Origin of the sequence: Rhodanobacter ginsengisoli (assembly GCF_042657065.1) — a bacterium.
GTDB classification, from domain to species: domain Bacteria; phylum Pseudomonadota; class Gammaproteobacteria; order Xanthomonadales; family Rhodanobacteraceae; genus Rhodanobacter; species Rhodanobacter ginsengisoli.
The window spans coordinates 240677-258880 of the sequence record NZ_JBHSNF010000002.1; the positions used below are offsets into that span (position 1 = coordinate 240677).

Consider the following 18204-nt stretch of genomic DNA (forward strand, 5'->3'; position numbering starts at 1 on the left):
CCTGCCCTACAGCTCGCGCACCACGCGGAAACCGACCCGACCGCTGCGCACGTCACTGATGGCGCCTTGCCGGTAGGCCGAGCTCACCTGGTCCGGCGAGCTGCCCCAGGAACCGCCACGCAGGACGTGGGCGCGACAGCCCGGGTTGAGCCAGGCGCTGCCATCGTTCGGTGCACGGATGTAGTTGTCGTGCCAGCAGTCGGCGACCCACTCGGAGACATTGCCGTTGATGTCGTACAGGCCAAACGGATTGGCCGCAAAACTCATCACCGGAGCCGGCCCCCAGTAGCCATCGTGGTAGCCGCGGAACGAATTGCTCCAATGTCGCCCGCTGCGCGAGCGATCGCCTGAGCCGGTGAGGTTTTCCACCTTGCGCGTGGGGACCCCGTCACCCCACCAGTAGCGGCTGGTGGTGCCCCCGCGCAGCGCGTACTCGAATTCGGCCTCGCTCGGCAACCGGTAGGTCTTGCCGGTGCGCTGGCTCAGCCATGCGGCATACGCGGCGGCGTCGTTCCAGGAAATGTTCACCACCGGCAGGTTGTCGTCGGCGTGGTGACCGGCATAGTCGTCTTCCCAGGTCGCGTCCGTATCGTCATGCATCGCACCGCCGCGTTCGTCGTAGACGCTGGCGCCACCGAGCTTGACCGAATCGGGCACGTAGTTGCTGGCACGCACGAACTCGCGGAACTGGCCCACCGTGATCTCGGTCCGTGCCATCGCGAAGCCCTTGTCCAGGGTGACGGCATGCTGCGGCATCTCGGCATCGATGTGATCGGGGTCGTCGGCGGTGGTGCCCATCAGGAAATTGCCGGTGGGGATCACCACCATCGCCGGGGTCTTGCCCGGCAAATCCACGTAGCGATCGGTGAACACCTGGCCGGGCTTGTAACTCGCGTACAGGCGCGCGTTGGTCAGCTGCTCGTCGAATTCCGCCAGCGCCGCCAGGGCGGGATCGATCGTGCGGGCCTGCCCGGCCAGCTTCCGGGCGAGCGCGAGATTGCCGGCATCCAGCGCCGAGTGCGCCTGCGCCAGCAGGCCGTTCGCGCGCTGCTGGCGCATGTCATCGACACGCTGGTGCACGTCATGCATCTGCTGCGAGCCAGGGCGGATCGCCTGGGCGATCGCCAGCTCCCGGTCCGCACCGGCAAAGTCGTTCTGTGCCACGGCGGCGAGGGCGCGATCAAGCACGGCCCGCTGAACCTGGAAAATACCCTGCTCGGCCACCGCATTCTGCGGATCGAGCTGCTGCACCTCGCGATACAGGTCCAGCGCACTGCCACCTGGCGGCTGGTCCGCCTTGCCCTGCTGCAGCAGCGCGGCGGCCTGTGCCAGCATCGGCCGCACCCTGGCCAGGGTCTTCAGATTCTGTTCCAGCTGCGCCACTTCCTTGCCGGCATTCGGCAGCGTGCGCAGTGCATCGAGCAGGTCGGTGGCCGCGTCGACATCACCGACCGCGATATCCTGGTCGATCTCCGCGACCAGCCGGGCACGTACGTCGAACAAGCCCTGCAGGGCGCGGCGACTGTCCGGCTGCTCCTTCAGTGCCTGCATGAAAAGCGCCGCCGCGCTGTTTTCGTCGCCCACCAGCTTGCCGGCACGCAGCGCCTTCACCGCGCGTGCCAGCATGGCCTGCACTGCCGGCGTATCCACGGTCTTCTGTTCAGGCAGGTTCGCGTGCAGGTTGCCGCGCGCCACGATCACCGCGGTCGGCGCCAGGGTGAGCGGAGGCCCGGCATTGAGTTCATTGATCGCCGATGCGCGTTCCGGCTGCAACCCGCTGGCCGGCATCACGGTACCCAGCGTCATCGAACGACGGGGTAGCCGGGTCGTATCGACATGAAACACCCGCGGAAAAAAGTGATACGTCAGTGACAGCCCCAGCACGATCACCCCCAGCGCCCCGCCAAGAGCGCGCTGACGGCGCAGGGTTGCGTTGCTTGGCATAGATGGGCGTCCTTGGTGCGGCCTGTTATCGTGCGCTGCTCACCATAGGCACAAACCGCCCACAGGGCAATCCACCCCGGCACCTTCAAAGGAAACCCCATGTCATTGCCCGAAACGACTGCAGCCGACTGGATCGATCATCCCGATGCGCTGCAGGCATGGCTGGCCGGGATACCGGCCGACGCGGCAGTGGGACTGGATACAGAGTTCATGCGTCGCAACACGTTCTACCCGCAACTGGCATTGTTGCAGCTGGGCTGGGACGGTCGTCACGCACTGATCGATCCGCTCGCGTTCGGCATCGGCGATGCGCTGCAGCCGCTGCTGGGCAACGGCCCTGCGATCACCGTGATGCACAGCGCCAGCGAGGATCTGGAAACCCTCGCCCCGCTGCTGCCGGAAGGTCCGCACATCCTGTTCGATACCCAGATCGCAGCCGCCTTTGCCGGCATGGGACTGGGCATGAGCTATCGCGCGCTTGTCGCCGAACTGACCGGGGTGGAGCTGGACAAGGGCGAAACCCGTTCGGACTGGCTGCAGCGCCCGCTCACCACCGCGCAATGCAGCTACGCCGCACTGGACGTGGTGTATCTGAAAACCATCCACGAGCAACTCGTCCGGCGGCTGCAGCAGCGGGATCGCAGCGACTGGCACGCCGAGGACTGCGCCCGGCTCAAGCGCCGCGCCAGTCGCCGCGACGGCGAGCCGCAACCGCAACGCGCGATGCGTGGCGCCGCCGACTGGCACGCATCGCAGCAGGCCCTGCTGCGCCGCCTGCTGCTGTGGCGCGACCGCAGTGCGCGCCGGCTCGACGTGCCGCGTCCCTGGCTGCTCGACGACACCCTGGCGATGAGCCTGGCGCAACAACCGCCGACCACGCTGAGCCATCTGGAACAGCGCAGTCGCGGCCAGCGTGCGTTGCGCTCGGCCCAACGCAACGAGCTGTTCGAGTTGCTTGCCACGGCGGTCAGTGCCGAGGAAATCGCGGCCACGGCGCATATTCCCGCCCACCCGCAGGGCGAAGCGAAGAAGGCGCTCGGCGCGATGAAACAGGTGGTCGATGCCCTGGCCGTCGAGCTTGACCTGCCACCGGGCCTGCTGTGCCCGCGCAAGGCGCTGGAGGAGTACGTCGTCACCGCCGAATGGCCGGATCTGCTGGAAGGTTGGCGCCACGAGGTGCTGCATGAACGCCTCACCGCCCTGCTCCCTGGTTGATTCGTCGCAATGGCGCTTGGCGAATCACCCCGCGCGCTGCTAACATCCGCAGCTTCCGTGGGGCGGTAGCTCAGCTGGGAGAGCGCCACGTTCGCATCGTGGAGGTCGTGGGTTCGATCCCCATCCGCTCCACCACGGAATGATTCATCAGTGTCACGCAATACCCCGGAAACCGCGCTACGGCGCGGTTTTTCTTTGCCTGACGTACCGGAAGGCTCTCCCGGCTTCCCTTGTTGTCACCCAAGTTTGGGGGTAGCTTTGGGGGGCGCCAGCTTGGCGCGCTGGGTGTTACCCCCATGCCGAAGCGTGTTGACCCGCTCTCCCCGTCCGCCGTCGCCAACGCCAAGCCGCAAGCCAAGCCGTACAAGCTGGCCGATGGTGGCGGCCTGTTTCTGCTGGTGCAGCCGAACGGCGCAAAGTGGTGGCGCTGGAAATATCGGCGCCCCGACACGCGCAAGGAAAACGCGCTATCGCTGGGCACCTACCCCGACGTGAGCCTGCGCAAGGCGCGCGACCGCCGCGACGAAGCCCGCAAGCTGCTGGCAGACGGTATCGACCCCGGCGACCAGCGCAAGGCCACCCATGCCGCCAACGTCGATACGTTCGAGGCCGTGGCGCGCGAATGGTTTGCAAGGCATGCGCCCAAGTGGGCATCCAGCCATGCCGACAAGGTTATCCGCCGGCTTGAGCGCGACGTGTTCCCATGGATCGGCAGCAAGAACATCGCCGCGCTTGAGGCACCGGACGTGCTGGCCGTGCTGCGCCGCGTCGAGTCGCGCAACGCCGTGGAAACCGCTCACCGCGTGCACCAGAATTGCGGCCAGGTGTTCCGCTACGCCGTTGCCACCGGCCGCGCCAAAGGCGACGTGACACGCGACCTGCGCGGCGCGTTGACCCCGTGGAAGCCGCAGCACTACGCCAGCATCACCGAACCGGAAAAAGTAGGCGAGCTGCTGCGGGCGATCGACGCCTTCACCGGCTCCTACGTGCTGGCCGCGATCCTGAAACTGTCGCCGCTGGTATTCACCCGACCGGGCGAACTGCGTGAGGCGGCATGGGCGGAAATCGACCTTGATGCCGGCGAGTGGAACATTCCCGCCGAGCGGATGAAGCTGCGCCTGCCGCTCCTTGTCCCGCTGGCGCCGCAAGCCGTGGCGATCCTGCGCGATCTGTACCCGCTGACCGGCGCCGGACGCTATGTGTTCCCCGGCGCACGCACCAACAAGCGCCCGCTAAGCAATATGGCCGTGAATGCAGCGCTGCGCCGCATGGGTTACGGTAAAGACATCATGACCGCCCACGGCTTCCGCGCCATCGCCCGCACCATCCTTGATGAAGTGCTGGGCTTTCGCGTGGACATCATCGAGCACCAGCTTGCGCACGCCGTGAAGGATGCCAACGGACGCGCCTACAACCGCACCTCGTTCCTGCCCCAGCGCCGCAAGATGATGGATGCTTGGGCCGAGTATCTGGACGGCTTGCGCGTGGCTCCCGGCAAGGTGGTGGCGATCAAGCGCAGGGCGTAGTCGAATCGCTACGGCCGGCACGGCAAGTCGAACGCGGGACACCTTCACCGGCTCCAGTGGCGACCCGTTGAAGGGCAAGGAGGTGTGAGGATGGCGAATGTATACGGCGGGCTGAAACGTCTCCTCGGAGAGCGAGGAAAAGAAGTACGCTTTAGATACAACCCTTGTTCCGCATCTGAAGACCAAGGCGCCGAAGTCAAAGCAAACCAGGAGAGATATTTTGGTCGACTAGCTCGGCAGCGGCAAAGGGTCTATGAATGGGCACAACGAGCAGACCAAGAACATCTTGCGCGGCGATTTGCGGAACAATGGTATTTGCAAAAGCGCTTAGAGTATGAAGCTGTCAATTCAAATACCTTAATTGAACTGTTGTCTGAGTTCCTTCGACGCATGATCGCCAAAAAATCTCGCGGAGCCACGAAGAAGCTGGCCAGCGATGTTAAGCAAGCCGCAAAGGCCGAAGCGCTCAAGCTATGGCAAACGCGCCGCGCCGGACAGCATAAGCAGCTGCGTACAAACGAACAATTTGCCACTGAGACCATGCGACGCTGGCCAGTACTGACTAGCTCCAAAGTCATCTGCGGCTGGTGCACCGCTTGGGAAAAGGAGGCAAGGACAAAGGAAACCCCAGCCAACTAGCACACTGGCCATTGTGCTAGTTGACGGGCAGCGGCAGCGCACCATGCAGCGAAGATCCCCAGCACGCCCCGCAACATCCGGGGGCATCACTGAGGATGCTGCAATGCCTATCAATACCCTGCCCTCTCCTGGCGAGCTCGTCGACGAACACCAAGCCGCCGCGATCCTGTCCACCGCCGTCCGCACCCTGCGGAACTGGCGCGCACTGCGCAAAGGCCCCCACTACCGCAAGATCGGCGCAAGAATGGTGCGCTATCACCGCGCCGACCTCGCCGCGTTTCAACAAGTCGTTGCAGGCGATGCCGACAAGGTAGACGCGGCATGAACGGTCGCTGCCTGACTGTCGTCGAGATGACCACGCAAGCAAGGCCCCTACCCCCACCCTCGCCCGATGTGCCCGCGCCCGCTTCGCGCAGGCAGGCAGGCATGCCATGAGCCTGTCACGACGCAAGACGACCGGACGCGCCGAAGGTGGTGGCTACTTCAAGCTGCCGCATGCCGTGATGGAATCGCCAAACTATCGAGCCCTGTCTCCGCACGCTCGCATGCTTTTAAACGACGTGGGCTTGCAGTTTCGCGGTGCCAACAATGGCGACCTGTCCGCCGCATGGCGGCTGATGCAACCGCGTGGCTGGCGCTCGCGCGATACGCTGGGCCGTGCACTGGCCGAGCTGTTGCACTTCGGCATGATCGAAAAAACCCGGCAAGGCGGCTTGAACCATTGCAGCCTATTCGCGCTGACGTGGATTGCCATCGACGAATGCCGCAACAAGCTGGACGTACCTGCAACGGGCGTTGCATCTGGGCTGTGGAATAAGCCACAACCTCCGATGCCGAAGCGGGATCGGAAAAACTCAACGTCCAACACGGCCAGCGTGTCAGACCGACACGGCACGCGTGACAGCGCGACACGGCAGGCGTGTCAATAAGGGTTCCACTGACACGATCGGCGTGGCAGTCAGAGCGGCTTTCTTGCACTCACTGACACGACCGGCGTGCACCTTTATATATTACCAATGGAGGGTGTTATGTATTGTCATGGTTTAAAGGCCTTCAAGCGCTCCCGCCCTGCCCGCGCCCTTTTCGGCAACTACGGCCACTGCGTACAGGTGACGCATGAGTAACTACGGCTGGCACCCGCATATCGAATCCGCGTTGTCGTTGAACCTGGGCAGCCTGTTTAAGGCAGGAGCGCTGCAGGCTGGCGCTACATCGTCAGGAGGCTGGCAATGGAACCGCGATGGCAAGCAAGTGGCCGGCATCGGCTACAGCGCCAGCTTGCGCGCTGAGGATGGCGAACTGCGACTGTCCTATACCATCAAGCACGACGGCGAGTCGAAAGACGTCATCTGCACTATCCGCCTGTCATCGCTGCCGCTGCACTACGGCGGCCGGCGTTGGTACATGCATTGCCCCTACACCGGGCGGCGCGTGCTGAAGCTGTACAAGTTCGGCAGCATCGAACAATTCTGCAGCCGCACCGCGATCCGCCCACTGCCCAGCTACGCCAGCCAACGCGTGAGCGGCAGCGACCGCATCATCGCGCAGCGCTGGGCGATCCGCCGCAAGCTGGGCGACACCATCAGCGACCTGTTCGGCGAGCCGTGGAAGCCCAAGCGGATGCACTGGCGCACCTTTGAACGCTATGCCGAGCGTGATGCCGAGCTGGCCGACCGGGAAAACGGCTACCTGCTGGGTCTAATCGGACGACTGCAGCGGTACGAATAAAAGGCCGTTCTGGCTATGGATTTAGGCTTGCGCAAAAAACCTCGCCCGCCTACGCAGCCGACATGGGGTGAGGTATGCAAGTCGCTAGGGGTAGAGCCGGCCTCGTGTGCTCGCCTTTGAGTACGCGAGTTTGCCCAATCCTTTTTCCTTTTCCGCCCCTTTTTCAGCGAAGTCCACAATCGCATGGGCATCATTGCCGGTCACCGGGTCGCTGTAGCATGTAAGGCCGATTACAGCGAGTTCGCTGACGCTTACACCCCAAGTGCCACCAGCTTGCATCAGTGCCTTCGCCCTCAGGTAACGCTCATAAGCTTCCTTCGGTGACATGATCGAATCGCGGTCGGCCGACAACAGACCGGCATCAGCTTTCGTCGGTGTGAACGCGCCCGACCACAGTCGACCTTCCTGAATCATGTTGTTGGGGTGCACCTGCCGCATCAGAAGCTCATCTGACACGGCTAGTTTGTAGGCGTTAGCTACCGGCATCACCGTCCCCCGTGTCGGTGGTAAGCACGTCCCATGACATACTGAAACGTGCTGCTAGATCGATGGCGTCCGTCTTTAGTTCGTCCCGGAGTTCCTTCATTGAGCCCGTATTGATCGCGTGGAGCGAGACGGTCGAGCCGTCTGGCGCAATGTTTGCGCTGGCCTCCCATGTGCCAATCGTCCACTCCGCTCCGATGCCGCCGTCTGGTAGTGGATAGAGATAGGGAGCGTGCGCACCGACTTCCAGCACAGCAAGCCTTACAAAGTTCCGCATAGCCTCAACAGCCGCGTGCGTCGGCGCGGGGTTACCGGGTTCATACCACCCTTCTTCGGCCCGTGCGATTTCATCGAGGCGTTCGTCAAATGGCTGGCGGGGTTCGTCGTCGTTATAAACAATGCTCACATCGACAAGGCGGCGCAGTCGCTCGGATTTGTCGTAGAGGCCAGTCCCGATCAACCGCACACGCTTTGTCGTTCGCGCGTATGCCTTTTGAAACTCAAACTCCGACAGCGGACGAAAATCAAACCGTGTACCCGTGTCGTCGAGGACGTGAACCGTTCCAGCATCCGAGACACCGCCGTTGAGTGTGAATACGGCATTGACCGCGTTCTCGTAGGTCTTCTCCCTCGATAGAACGATCTGTTTGCGTATGAGCGTGTCATAGCGAACCGGTTTCGGCGTGTCATAGCCCAGTTCTATGAACTCGTCTGGCTGGAGGTTTTGCCCGAAAGGATTGAAACATCCTGCCAACTCAGGTGGAAAGTCAGTGGGAACTTCACCCGTTGCTTGCACACGGCGAATAAGGTCATCTACATACGCCTTGGCTTCCTGGAACTCCTCGTAGGCAGGAAAGCCGAGATCACCCTGCGGGGCAGTCTGGTGCGGGGGAAGTCGAACGCCGGTAACTACGGCACTCTGACCACCTTCAACGCGCGCCAGTCCAATCTGAAACGAATCCTCGAATCCCTTTGGAACGCGCACGCGGTTGTTATGCCGCCGTTTGAACAGCATCTTCGCAACCTCAATAAGGAGGCTGCGGTAAGCCGCTAGATCAGGCAGTACGTCGAAGGGGATTGCGTGTGCGTTAAAGCGGCCGCCCGCGAAGCGCGCGCACAGAAACGCCCCTTCACTGTCGGGTCGTGTCTGTCCATCTTCGATGTGGGTAGGCTGGTCAGTCACGGTATCCCCTCAGCTACCGAGGTGGTCATCTTGGCTGTATAGCAGATGAGTCGCGGCGTTGTCTGGCCCCACGAGTCTAGAGCATCGACCATAGACATCGCGCAGACTGCGACCATGGTGTTGCCATATGGGGATATTGACAAAGGGGCGTCTCCCTTCTGGCCGAAGTCGGCCGATCGACAACATTGATAATTGCCTTTGGCGAGCCTCATCAGCCCCGCTTGCAGTCTGCCCGGGGCCGCCATGCATATCCCTAAAATGCCCGCTACGCACGCGCCAGCGTCGCAGCATGTTGGGGGTAACTTTGGGGGTAACCTGAAAATCTAATTCACCGAAATCGTTACATAGCAACGCATCACAACCAATGTTATAGGGACATCCGCCCACCACGGGAACATCCAGCAGGATCCAGCGACAACAATCAAAGCCGCCGGCCCTTGCAGACGCATCGGCCCGGCTTTTTTTTGGATGCCGATGGCGCATCGCGGTCAGCCCTGCAAGCGATCATGCCCGCCGCGTGCCGCCGTCATTTCGCGAAATACGGTATCGCCATCAGCGTCATGCCGATGACGACCAGCCAGGCCGTGCCCGACACGAAATAGGGAAAGACCATCAGCGCGACGCCGCACACCAGCGGCACGATCGCCTGCTGTTTCTTGCCGTAGAGAAAAAAGCCCAGCCCGATCGAACCGAACAGGACGCCCCAGAGCAGGGTCGATGCGCTCACGACAACCTCGACGGCATGGGCCCGAATAAGCCGATCCTACCTTGCACCGCCCGTTCGATCGAGCGATGGGCCGCTCACTCGCAGGGGCCGGCCGCGCCAGTGCATCCATGCCCTGGCGTGCCGATCCTGCGGTCGGCGGTCTCCCGGCAGATTGCCGCGAACGGTCAGCGGCCGATCACCACCGGCAGTGCCGCCAGTCGCTGCGTGCGCTCGTCGAGCAGGCGCGCCACGGCCGGGTCGAGGCTGCCCAGGAAGGTCTCGACCCGGCTGGTGTAGTCCGAGGGCAGGCCCAACTGCCGGTTGATTTCGCCATGCGAGAGATCTTCCCGCAGCACGCTGGCACGGCTGCCGAACGACCTCGCCCTGGCCACGAACGCGTCGGCCTGCGGGCAGGAGTCGCGCCGGCGACTGGAGCACACTGCCAGCAAGGGCACGATCTGTCCGCGCATCTGCTGGAGCGGCGACGCCGCCAGCCAGTCGGCCGGATCGGCACCGAAGGCCTGGTCGAACAGGGGAAAATGGCGGCCCCGCATGGTCTGCACCACGTCCAGGCTGCCGCTGTCCAGCGACACCGTGCCCAGCCAGGGCCGGGCACCCTGCGCCCGGGCCAGCGCGGGCTCGGCGCTCAGCAACGCGACCAGATGCGCGCCGGCGGAATGCCCCATCAGCACGAAGCGGTTCGCATCGCCGCCCCACTCCACCGCCCGGCCCTGCGCCAGCGCCAGTGCGCGCGCCACGTCCCGGGCCTGCTGCAGCGGCGCGGTATCGGGCCGCATGCGGTAGTCGGTCGAGATCACGATGAAGCCCCGCGGTACCCAGCGGGCGATCTTGTTCTTGATCACGCCGGGCATCGCCTTGTCGCCGCGTCGCCAGCCACCGCCATGCACCAGCAGGATCACCGGCGCACGGTCCGCATGCGCGGGCGCATAGACATCGAAACGCTGGCGCGGATCGCTGCCGTAGGCCACGTCGCGCACCACGCGAGTGCCGGACGGCAGGCTGGCGGCCTCGCCGGACTCCCCGCGCCACCGGCCGGTCTGCGCGAACGATGCCGGCGAGACCAGGGCGAGGCACAGCCATGCGATGCAGCAGGCGATGAGGTTGCGGTGGCTTTCCATCATGGTCTCCCGAAAATGATCCTCAACGCACGAGTCAGGTTCGCGGCTGACCGCAGGTCGTGAAACAACCGCAGCCATTCGCCGAACACGATCTTCAGCGGATTCAGCGAACCCAGCGGATGGGCCAGGCCGTAACGGATCGGCTGCCCCGCCTGCTCGATGCGCAGCGTGCCGAACAGCCGGTCGAACACGATCAGCACGCCACCGTAGTTGCAGTCCAGATAGTCCGGGTTGGAGGCATGGTGCACGCGATGGTGCGCCGGCGTGTTCAGCACCCACTCCAGCGGGCCGAGCCGGCCGATCGCCTCGGTGTGCAGGAAGAACTGGTAGTGCAGGTCGAACGCCAGCAGCGCGAACACCATCCGCGGATCGAAGCCCGCCAGCAGCAGCGGCAGGTAGAACACCCAGCCGAACGAGAACAGGTTGGTCCAGCCCAGGCGCACGGCCGACAGCAGGGTCATCTGCTCCGGCGTGTGGTGCACCGCGTGCGTGGCCCAAATCCAGCGCACCGTGTGGCTGCTGCGGTGGAACCAGTAATAGGCGAATTCCACCGCGACGAAGCCGACTGCCCAGACGCGCCAGTCGCGGATCGGCCAGTGCACCGGTGCCAGCCGGCTCACCGCGAGAAAGAGGCCGCCGAGCACCAGTGCGCCGAGCACGCCACTGAGGATGTTGCCGATGCCGATGGCCACCGACGCCCAGGCGCCGCGGCCGTCGTAGCCCAGCCGGGCGACGCGCCGGCGCCACAGCCATTCCAGCAGCACCAGGGCCAGCATCAGCAACAGGAACACCGGCGAGCGACCCAAGCGCTCCATCAGCGGCCCTCCTTGCCTTCGGCCAGCGCGCGCAGGCGTTCCGCGGCCTGCTGCAATTCGGCCTGGTCGACGACCCCGTCGCGATTGCCGTCGACCATGTCGAACATGCGGCTGCCGGCGGCGATGAACTCGTCACGACTGACCCTGCCGTCGTGGTCGTCGTCGGCCATCTGCCATGCCGCGTGGAACTTCTGCATCCTGTCGGCATTCGAGCGCACGAAACGCGGCATGTCCGCATCGGTCATGTAACCGTCGTGGTTGCGGTCGAGTCTGTCGAAGCGTGCCGCCCGCGCGGCACGAAACTCCGACCGGCTGATCACGCCGTCATGGTTGGTATCGGCCTGGGCAAACAGCTCGACCGGATCGCGCTGCCCCATGCGGGCCGACGCGGACGAGGCGAAAGCGAACAAGGCAAGGGTGACAACAAGGGAACGCATGGCATGGCCTCTCGATGGGTGGGCGCCGGCCCGTGGCGTGGGATCGTTTCAAGCGGGATCGGCGCCGCAGCGCATGCCGTGGCGGTCATCCGCTGCAGTCGCCGGCGCCGTCAATGGCCGCAGGGAATCGCGTTGCCGCCGGCATCCGTGCAGCTGCCGCTGTGGCTCACGCCCTGCCCCCTGGTGAAGGTGGTCTGGCCGTTGTAGGTCTCGCCGCTGGCGTTGCTGATGGTGGTGGTGTGGTGGGTGGTGCCGTCCGCGGTGCTGGTCGCCGCGTCGTAGCTACCCTTCACGCCGCTGGCGCTGGTCTGGCTGCTGCCGCTCACGCTGCCGTCGGCACTGCGCGCATAACTGCCGTTGCTGCTCACCGCTCCGCCGCCGGCGGTCGTGCCATGGGCACTGTGGCTGCTGCTGGCCGAACCGTCCGCATTGCGCGTATAGCTGTTGCGGCCGCTGAAGCTGCCGCCGTTGACGCCGCTGACCTCGGTGCCGCCCCGATGCTGCACGCTGCCGTCCGGATTCACCGAGGTATACGCCCCGTGCGCCGCACGGCCATTCGGGCCGGATGCCCGCGTGCCGCGGGCGTGGACCAGGCCGCCCTGGCCATTGGCGAAGGTGCCGCCGACATGGCCGACCTGCTGGCCGTCGTGCCGGGCGCGAAAACCGTGGACGCGGGCTTGCGCCGGATGTGCCACGCCGAGGGCGGCAACGCAGAGGACCGCGAGTGAAGCGACGCGAACGCTGGATGCAATGGTCATGACGAACTCCTGCTCGGGTTGAAGTGGATGGGTCGCCGGATGGATGCCTGACGACGCGAAGCCACTGTCCCGAAATCCTCGCCTCGAGGTGTGTCCGGATGCGCCCGCATGTGAGCGGATGTTGCCATCGCCACGTGCAGACACATTTGCTTGCAAATGGCGCCGCGGCGGTCTTGTCGGCATCCCGGATGCAGGACATAGTCGCGCCATGGAATCGACCCACATCCTCGTCGTCGACGACGACCTGCGCCTGCGCGACCTGCTCGAGCGCTATCTGGCCCAGCAGGGTTTCAGCGTGCGCGGCGCCGCCCATGCAGCGGCGATGCGCCGTGAACTGGCTGCGCACCATGTCGACCTGATCGTGCTCGACCTGATGCTGCCCGACGCGGACGGACTGGAACTGTGTCGCTCGCTGCGCGCCGACGGTATCGAGACGCCGGTGATCATGCTCACCGCCAAGGGCGACGAGGTGGATCGCATCGTGGGCCTGGAGCTCGGCGCCGACGACTACCTGGCCAAGCCATGCAATCCGCGCGAACTGGTCGCACGGATCCGCGCGGTGATGCGGCGCCGGCCGCGCCCGCCCGCCGGTGCCCCGCAGGCCGAGCAGGGTCCGGTGCAGTTCGGTCGCTTCACGTTCGAACCGGCGACCCGCCAGCTGCTCGATGATGGCACCACGATCAAGCTGACCAGCGGCGAGTTCTCGGTGCTGGCGGCCCTGGTCACCCACCCGTTCGAGACGCTCTCCCGCGAACGCCTGATTGCGCTGGCCCGCGGTCGCGATCACGAGGCGTTCGACCGCAGCATCGACGTGATGGTGTCGCGGCTGCGCCGCTGCCTCGAGGACGATCCGCGCCAGCCGCGCTGGCTGCAGACGGTATGGGGCGAAGGCTATGTCTTCGTGCCCGAGGGAGACCGTGCGTGAAGCGCGCGCCGACCACCTTCTCGCTGCTGCTGGGCCTGCTGGTGCTGGCCCTGACCCTGGCACTCGGACTGGCCGCCGCGCTCTCGATCCGCGCCGGCCGGCAGGTGACCGGCGAGACCTACGGCCGCCTGGTGGCAGCCGCGGCCATCGCTACCGACGAGCTGTCCGGTCGCAGCGATCCGGCGTCGCAGCAGGTCCTGCGTCAGCTGCGCGAACTGGGCATCCGCCCGGATGTCGCCGCTGCCCCGCCCGAGGCGCCCCGACGGGTGGCGCCGATCGTCGAGGACGTCGGCCAGATCACCGGTCGCATGCTGGGCGATCCGTCGCGCGTGGTGGTCACGCGCAGCCCCCGGACGCCGGGGCAACGGTCGGAGTCGCAAGTCTGGGTGCGCAGCAGCAGCCACCCGGGGCACTGGATCGTGCTGCACGCGCTGAACTATCGCCGCGAGGTGCTCGGTTCGACCCTGCTCGCCGCCCTGATCGCGGGCCTGATCGCGCTGGCCGTCGCGGCCGTGGCGGCACGCCGGCTGACGCGCCCGCTGGAGGGCCTCGCGGCGAAGGCCAATGCCCTGCTCGCCGGCCACCCGATCGGCGACACCCTGCGCGGCAGTCCACGCGAGGTGCACCACCTGGCCGACGCGATCGGCGCGGCCGGCAAACAGCTGCGTGGCGCCGCGCGCGAGCGCGAACTGATGCTGGCCGGTATCTCGCACGACCTGCGCACGCCGCTGGCGCGGCTGCGGCTGGCGCTGGAGCTGGGCGATGCCGGCGACCCGCAGCGGCGCGAGGCGATGGTCGACGACCTGCAGCAACTCGACAGCGCGCTGGAGCAGTGCCTGGCCTTCGTGCGCGACGGCAGCGACGAGGCGCTGCGCGAGATCGACCTCGTCACCCTGGTCGGCCAGTTGCTGGCGCTACGCCAGTATCCGGACGACTGGGAACTCGACGGGCCGCCGCTGCTGCCGGTGCGGGTGCGGCCGACGCTGTTGCGACGGGCTATCGGCAACCTGATGGACAACGCCGAGCGCCATGGTGCCGCGCCGTTCAAGGTCATCCTCGGCTCCGACGAAACCTCGCATGCCATCGGCGTCGGCGATCATGGCCCCGGGGTGGCGACCAGCCTGCTCGACCGGCTCGGCCAGCCGTTCCTGCGCGGCGATCCGGCGCGCAGCAACACCATCGGCAGTGGCCTGGGCCTGAGCATCGTGATGCGCGCCGCGCAATCGCACGGCGGCGTGCTGGAACTGCGCAACGCCGCGGACGGCGGTTTCCAGGCCACCATCCGGCTGCCCGACCGCCCCGGCGTTCACTGAAGGCGGCGCATGGTGCGGTCATCGCGGTCCGGACCTGCTGGCAAAGTGCGCCGGCAAGACGCACGCCAGGCTGGCGTCCCCGTTACGACCGGATGACTGCCCTCGCATGCGGCCGATTGAAGGTCACTGCCCGCTGCCGGCCCCGCAGATCTTTTCCAGCAGCTGGGTCTGCACGTTGCGGGCGACCTGGCCGCTACCCGCGGACACCGGCACGTACTGGCCGTCCGGCTGCAGCAGCAGCGAACTGGTGTTGTCGGTGAGGTACAGCTGCAGCGCCTGGCGCACCCGCTGCTGCAGTTTCTTGCCTTCGATCGGGAACGCGGTTTCGACCCGGCGATCCAGGTTGCGCTCCATCAGGTCGGCACTGGACAGGTACAGCTTCGGCTCGCCGTCGTTGGCGAACCAGTAGGCCCGGCTGTGCTCGAGGAAACGGCCGATGATCGAGCGCACCCGGATGTTCTCCGAGACGCCCTTCACGCCGGGGCGAAGGCAGCACACGCCTCGCACGATCAGGTCGATCGACACGCCGGCGATGCTGGCCTTGTACAGCGCGCGGATCACCTTCGGTTCGGTCAGCGCGTTGACCTTGAAGATGATCTGCGCCGGCTTGCCCGCGGCGGCGTGCGCGGTCTCGCGCCCGATCATTTCCAGCAGCGCCTTCTTCAGCGTGAACGGTGCGTGCAGCAGCTTCTTCATGTGCAGCACCTTGCCCATGCCGGTGAGCTGGCTGAACAGCTTGTGCACGTCCTCGCACAGCACCTCGTCCGAGGTCAGCAGGCTGTAGTCGGTGTACAGCCGCGCGTTGCCCGAGTGATAGTTGCCGGTACCCAGGTGGGCGTAACGCACCAGCGCGCCGCCCTCGCGCCGCTGGATCAGCATCATTTTCGCGTGCGTCTTGATACCGACCACGCCGTAGATCACCATCGCACCGGCCTGCTGCAGGCGCGAGGCGAGCGAGAGGTTGGATTCCTCGTCGAAGCGCGCGCGCAGCTCGACCACGGCGGTCACTTCCTTGCCGGCGCGGGCGGCATCGACCAGTGCGTCGACGATCTCCGAATTCGCGCCGGTGCGATACAGCGTCTGCTTGATCGTCAGGACCTGCGGGTCCTTCGCCGCGTGGCGCAGGAAATCGACTACCGGCGAGAACGATTCGTACGGATGCAGCAACAGCACGTCCTGCTTGCCGATCACCTGGAACAGGTCCTCGGTGTGCTGCAACGACTTCGGCAGCACCGGCGTGAACGGCGGGTACTGCAGCTGCGGGTAGCTGACATTGCTGGCGATGCTGAAAAGCCGGGCCAGGTTCACCGGCCCGTTCACTTCGTACAACTCGGACTCGGCGAGGCCGAACTGCTTGAGCAGGTAGTTGGCCAGGTCCTTCGGGCAATTGTCCGCCACCTCCAGCCGCACCGCGTCGCCGAAGCGGCGCGAATACAGCTCGCCGCGCAGCGCCAGCGCCAGGTCCTCGACGTCCTCCGGGTCGAGCGTGAGATCGGCATTGCGGGTCAGCCGGAACTGGTAGCAGCCGAGCACCTGCATGCCGGGAAACAGTTCCTCGGCGTGCGCATGCAGCATCGAGGACAGCAGCACATAATTGTCGCCGCCCTCGCAGATCTCCAGCGGCATGCGGATCAGCCGCGGCAGGATCCTCGGCGCCGGCACGATCGCCAGCCCGGAATCGCGACCGAACGCGTCGACACCGTCCAGTCGCACGATGAAGTTGAGGCTCTTGTTGACCAGCAGCGGAAACGGATGGGTCGGGTCCAGCCCGATCGGCGTCACCAGCGGCGCCACCTCCTCGCGAAAATAGCGGCGCACCCACAGCTTCTGCTTGTGCGTCCATTGCGTGCGACGCACGATGCGAATGCCCTGTTCGGCCATCTCCGGCAGGATCCGCTCGTTGAGGATCGCGTACTGCCGCTCGATCTGCCGGTGCGCGATCTCGCTGATCTCGGCCAGCGCCCGTCGCGGCGGAATGGCGTCGGGCCCGATCAATTCGTGATCCAGCGCGACCTGGCCCTTCAGCCCGGCCACCCGGATCTCGAAGAACTCGTCCATGTTGCGCGAGAAGATCAGCAGGAATTTCAGCCGTTCCAGCAGCGGCGTGCGCTCGTCCAGCGCCTGGTCCAGCACGCGGATATTGAACTGCAGCTGCGACAGCTCGCGATGGATGTACAGCTGGCTGTCGTTGAGATCCACGGCCGGTGTCACCGCCGAAGCGGCGTCGTTGGCTGCCTGCACTGAAGCATCGGGCGGCGAAGTCTCGCGAATCAGGCGGCTGTTCATCGATACATCGACTCAGGCAGGAAAAGGTCCAGGACTATGCATCGTAACGTGCCGCCGATGAAGGTCGAAACCATGCCCGCGGCCGTCAGGCAGTGTGCGACACTTTTCTGACCGCGGCATGACACCGCAACTCGGGAGTTTCGGTGCCCTGCCCGACCCGGTTTGGCCGGGCCATCGATGCCGCGCATGCGTTGTCGACCCCGTCGTGCGCGGGCTAGCAGTGCCCGTCCGCGACGGTTCGGCCGATGCGTCGATCCGACTTCAGGTAGCGGCTCGGCGCGGTACCGAGTACCCGGCGAAACGCGGCGGTGAAGGCGCTTGTGCTGCTGTAGCCAAGTTCGATCGCCACCGCCGTGATGGATTCGCCATTGCCCATGCGGGTCAGCGCCGCCAGCAGACACGCCTGCTGGCGCCAGGCGCTGAAACTCATGCCGGTCTGCTGGCGAAACAGCCGGGTGAAGCTGCGCCGGCTCATGCCGGCCTTGTGCGCCATCGCATCGATGTCGACCTCCAGCGCCGGTGCCGCGATCAGTGCCCGACACAGACGGGCCAGCCGCGGATCGCGCGGCAGTGGCGTGCTCAAGGCCAGCGCCGGCATTGCCGCGATCTCGTCCAGCAGCAAGGCCATCACCCGGCCATCGCGACCTTCCAGCGCGTATTCGACCGGCAGATCCACCGCCTCCAGCAGCAAGGCGTGCAGCAGCAGGGACACCTCGATGACCCGGCAATGGCCGGGCAATTTTGCCGCGGCCGGGTGGCTCACGTAGGCGCTGCGGGTGGACACCACACCGCTCATGCGCACCTCGTGCGACACGCCGGCCGGGAGCCACACGGCACGGCGCGGCGGCACCACCCAGCTGCCTTCGTCGGTGATCACCGTGATCACCCCGGTGGCGGCATACAGCAACTGCCCGCGCTTGTGCGCATGGCGTGGCAGCACGTAATGCGGCGGATAGTCGTTGCCGGTGGTGACCACATCGCGTGGCGTGTCTTCGTAGGCGGTGACGCGGGTGTTGCGCATGGCGGCAGTGGTTGGCCTGAATTCAACAGAACATGACCCATTCATGCATGCGGGCCTTGACCCGTCACTCTAAAGTGGCGCCTCCG

The 18204-nt window shown here is 65.6% G+C and carries 18 protein-coding genes and 1 tRNA gene; 9 read left to right on the top strand and 10 right to left on the bottom strand.

Annotated elements, in window-relative coordinates; all coding sequences use genetic code 11:
• Nucleotides 1–6: 6 nt before the first annotated feature.
• Nucleotides 7–1944, bottom strand: a complete 1938-nt coding sequence (locus tag ACFPPA_RS10315; protein ID WP_377319682.1) for an SUMF1/EgtB/PvdO family nonheme iron enzyme — start codon at nucleotides 1942–1944, stop codon at nucleotides 7–9.
• 99 nt (nucleotides 1945–2043) lie between these two features.
• Here ACFPPA_RS10315 and rnd point away from each other — a divergent pair, with 99 nt between their 5' ends.
• The 7 genes from rnd to ACFPPA_RS10350 all read left to right on the top strand — a co-directional run bounded on the left by rnd (nucleotide 2044) and on the right by ACFPPA_RS10350 (nucleotide 7052).
• On the top strand, nucleotides 2044–3159 hold the full coding sequence (rnd, locus tag ACFPPA_RS10320; protein ID WP_377319683.1) for a ribonuclease D: 1116 nt from the start codon (nucleotides 2044–2046) through the stop codon (nucleotides 3157–3159).
• A 59-nt stretch (nucleotides 3160–3218) separates the two neighbouring features.
• Nucleotides 3219–3294: transfer RNA gene (locus ACFPPA_RS10325), tRNA-Ala, on the top strand.
• Nucleotides 3295–3455: 161 nt separating this feature from the next.
• Nucleotides 3456–4685 (top strand): tyrosine-type recombinase/integrase, encoded by a 1230-nt coding sequence (locus ACFPPA_RS10330; protein WP_377319684.1) that lies wholly within the window; start codon nucleotides 3456–3458, stop codon nucleotides 4683–4685.
• Between the two features lie 90 nt (nucleotides 4686–4775).
• Nucleotides 4776–5324, top strand: coding sequence for a hypothetical protein (locus tag ACFPPA_RS10335; RefSeq protein ID WP_377319685.1), 549 nt, complete (start codon nucleotides 4776–4778; stop codon nucleotides 5322–5324).
• Nucleotides 5325–5427: 103 nt separating this feature from the next.
• A complete protein-coding gene (locus ACFPPA_RS10340) occupies nucleotides 5428–5649 on the top strand; it encodes a helix-turn-helix transcriptional regulator (protein WP_377319686.1) in 222 nt (73 codons plus the stop codon).
• A 106-nt stretch (nucleotides 5650–5755) separates the two neighbouring features.
• Nucleotides 5756–6253 carry a hypothetical protein gene (locus ACFPPA_RS10345; RefSeq protein WP_377319687.1) on the top strand — a complete coding sequence of 166 codons (498 nt, stop codon included), beginning with the start codon at nucleotides 5756–5758 and terminating at the stop codon, nucleotides 6251–6253.
• 187 nt (nucleotides 6254–6440) lie between these two features.
• Entirely contained in the window at nucleotides 6441–7052 is a 612-nt protein-coding gene (locus tag ACFPPA_RS10350; protein WP_377319688.1) for a hypothetical protein, read from the top strand.
• An 84-nt stretch (nucleotides 7053–7136) separates the two neighbouring features.
• Here ACFPPA_RS10350 and ACFPPA_RS10355 read toward each other — a convergent pair whose 3' ends face one another.
• From ACFPPA_RS10355 to ACFPPA_RS10385, 7 genes are all read right to left on the bottom strand, one after another.
• Nucleotides 7137–7538, bottom strand: a complete 402-nt coding sequence (locus ACFPPA_RS10355) for a hypothetical protein (RefSeq protein ID WP_377319689.1) — start codon at nucleotides 7536–7538, stop codon at nucleotides 7137–7139.
• Nucleotides 7525–8718: a hypothetical protein gene (locus tag ACFPPA_RS10360; protein WP_377319690.1), complete on the bottom strand. Its 1194-nt coding sequence runs from the start codon at nucleotides 8716–8718 to the stop codon at nucleotides 7525–7527. Before ACFPPA_RS10360 ends, ACFPPA_RS10355 begins: the two co-directional genes overlap by 14 nt.
• A gap of 526 nt (nucleotides 8719–9244) precedes the next feature.
• The gene (locus ACFPPA_RS10365) at nucleotides 9245–9445 is read right to left on the bottom strand and encodes a hypothetical protein (RefSeq protein ID WP_377319691.1); all 201 of its coding nucleotides are present in this window, start codon (nucleotides 9443–9445) and stop codon (nucleotides 9245–9247) included.
• 164 nt (nucleotides 9446–9609) lie between these two features.
• Nucleotides 9610–10563: an alpha/beta hydrolase gene (locus tag ACFPPA_RS10370; RefSeq protein ID WP_377319692.1), complete on the bottom strand. Its 954-nt coding sequence runs from the start codon at nucleotides 10561–10563 to the stop codon at nucleotides 9610–9612.
• Nucleotides 10563–11378: a sterol desaturase family protein gene (locus ACFPPA_RS10375; protein ID WP_377319693.1), complete on the bottom strand. Its 816-nt coding sequence runs from the start codon at nucleotides 11376–11378 to the stop codon at nucleotides 10563–10565. Before ACFPPA_RS10375 ends, ACFPPA_RS10370 begins: the two co-directional genes overlap by 1 nt.
• The gene (locus ACFPPA_RS10380; protein WP_377319694.1) at nucleotides 11378–11815 is read right to left on the bottom strand and encodes an EF-hand domain-containing protein; all 438 of its coding nucleotides are present in this window, start codon (nucleotides 11813–11815) and stop codon (nucleotides 11378–11380) included. The genes ACFPPA_RS10375 and ACFPPA_RS10380 overlap by 1 nt, the downstream gene beginning before the upstream one ends.
• A 110-nt stretch (nucleotides 11816–11925) precedes the next feature.
• Nucleotides 11926–12573, bottom strand: a complete 648-nt coding sequence (locus tag ACFPPA_RS10385) for a hypothetical protein (RefSeq protein ID WP_377319695.1) — start codon at nucleotides 12571–12573, stop codon at nucleotides 11926–11928.
• Nucleotides 12574–12781: 208 nt separating this feature from the next.
• Between ACFPPA_RS10385 and ompR the strand changes: the two genes are divergently transcribed.
• Together ompR and ACFPPA_RS10395 are read left to right on the top strand one after the other, a co-directional pair.
• Nucleotides 12782–13498: an osmolarity response regulator transcription factor OmpR gene (gene ompR, locus ACFPPA_RS10390; protein WP_377319696.1), complete on the top strand. Its 717-nt coding sequence runs from the start codon at nucleotides 12782–12784 to the stop codon at nucleotides 13496–13498.
• Complete coding sequence (locus ACFPPA_RS10395; protein WP_377319697.1) at nucleotides 13495–14811, top strand: ATP-binding protein; 1317 nt, start codon at nucleotides 13495–13497, stop codon at nucleotides 14809–14811. Before ompR ends, ACFPPA_RS10395 begins: the two co-directional genes overlap by 4 nt.
• Before the next feature lie 123 nt (nucleotides 14812–14934).
• Here ACFPPA_RS10395 and ppk1 read toward each other — a convergent pair whose 3' ends face one another.
• On the bottom strand, nucleotides 14935–17097 hold the full coding sequence (gene ppk1, locus ACFPPA_RS10400; protein WP_377319698.1) for a polyphosphate kinase 1: 2163 nt from the start codon (nucleotides 17095–17097) through the stop codon (nucleotides 14935–14937).
• A gap of 214 nt (nucleotides 17098–17311) precedes the next feature.
• Nucleotides 17312–18118, bottom strand: a complete 807-nt coding sequence (locus ACFPPA_RS10405) for an AraC family transcriptional regulator (protein WP_377319699.1) — start codon at nucleotides 18116–18118, stop codon at nucleotides 17312–17314.
• Nucleotides 18119–18204: the final 86 nt, after the last annotated feature.

Excerpts from the sequence above, each read along its gene's own strand:
- ACFPPA_RS10315 (WP_377319682.1), bottom strand. The coding sequence starts at position 1,944 with ATGCCAAGCAACGCAACCCTGCGCCGTCAGCGCGCTCTTGGCGGGGCG.
- rnd (WP_377319683.1), top strand. The coding sequence starts at position 2,044 with ATGTCATTGCCCGAAACGACTGCAGCCGACTGGATCGATCATCCCGAT.
- ACFPPA_RS10330 (WP_377319684.1), top strand. The coding sequence starts at position 3,456 with ATGCCGAAGCGTGTTGACCCGCTCTCCCCGTCCGCCGTCGCCAACGCC.
- ACFPPA_RS10335 (WP_377319685.1), top strand. The coding sequence starts at position 4,776 with ATGGCGAATGTATACGGCGGGCTGAAACGTCTCCTCGGAGAGCGAGGA.
- ACFPPA_RS10340 (WP_377319686.1), top strand. The coding sequence starts at position 5,428 with ATGCCTATCAATACCCTGCCCTCTCCTGGCGAGCTCGTCGACGAACAC.
- ACFPPA_RS10345 (WP_377319687.1), top strand. The coding sequence starts at position 5,756 with ATGAGCCTGTCACGACGCAAGACGACCGGACGCGCCGAAGGTGGTGGC.
- ACFPPA_RS10350 (WP_377319688.1), top strand. The coding sequence starts at position 6,441 with ATGAGTAACTACGGCTGGCACCCGCATATCGAATCCGCGTTGTCGTTG.
- ACFPPA_RS10355 (WP_377319689.1), bottom strand. The coding sequence starts at position 7,538 with ATGCCGGTAGCTAACGCCTACAAACTAGCCGTGTCAGATGAGCTTCTG.
- ACFPPA_RS10370 (WP_377319692.1), bottom strand. The coding sequence starts at position 10,563 with ATGGAAAGCCACCGCAACCTCATCGCCTGCTGCATCGCATGGCTGTGC.
- ACFPPA_RS10375 (WP_377319693.1), bottom strand. The coding sequence starts at position 11,378 with ATGGAGCGCTTGGGTCGCTCGCCGGTGTTCCTGTTGCTGATGCTGGCC.
- ACFPPA_RS10380 (WP_377319694.1), bottom strand. The coding sequence starts at position 11,815 with ATGCGTTCCCTTGTTGTCACCCTTGCCTTGTTCGCTTTCGCCTCGTCC.
- ACFPPA_RS10385 (WP_377319695.1), bottom strand. The coding sequence starts at position 12,573 with ATGACCATTGCATCCAGCGTTCGCGTCGCTTCACTCGCGGTCCTCTGC.
- ompR (WP_377319696.1), top strand. The coding sequence starts at position 12,782 with ATGGAATCGACCCACATCCTCGTCGTCGACGACGACCTGCGCCTGCGC.
- ppk1 (WP_377319698.1), bottom strand. The coding sequence starts at position 17,097 with ATGAACAGCCGCCTGATTCGCGAGACTTCGCCGCCCGATGCTTCAGTG.
- ACFPPA_RS10405 (WP_377319699.1), bottom strand. The coding sequence starts at position 18,118 with ATGCGCAACACCCGCGTCACCGCCTACGAAGACACGCCACGCGATGTG.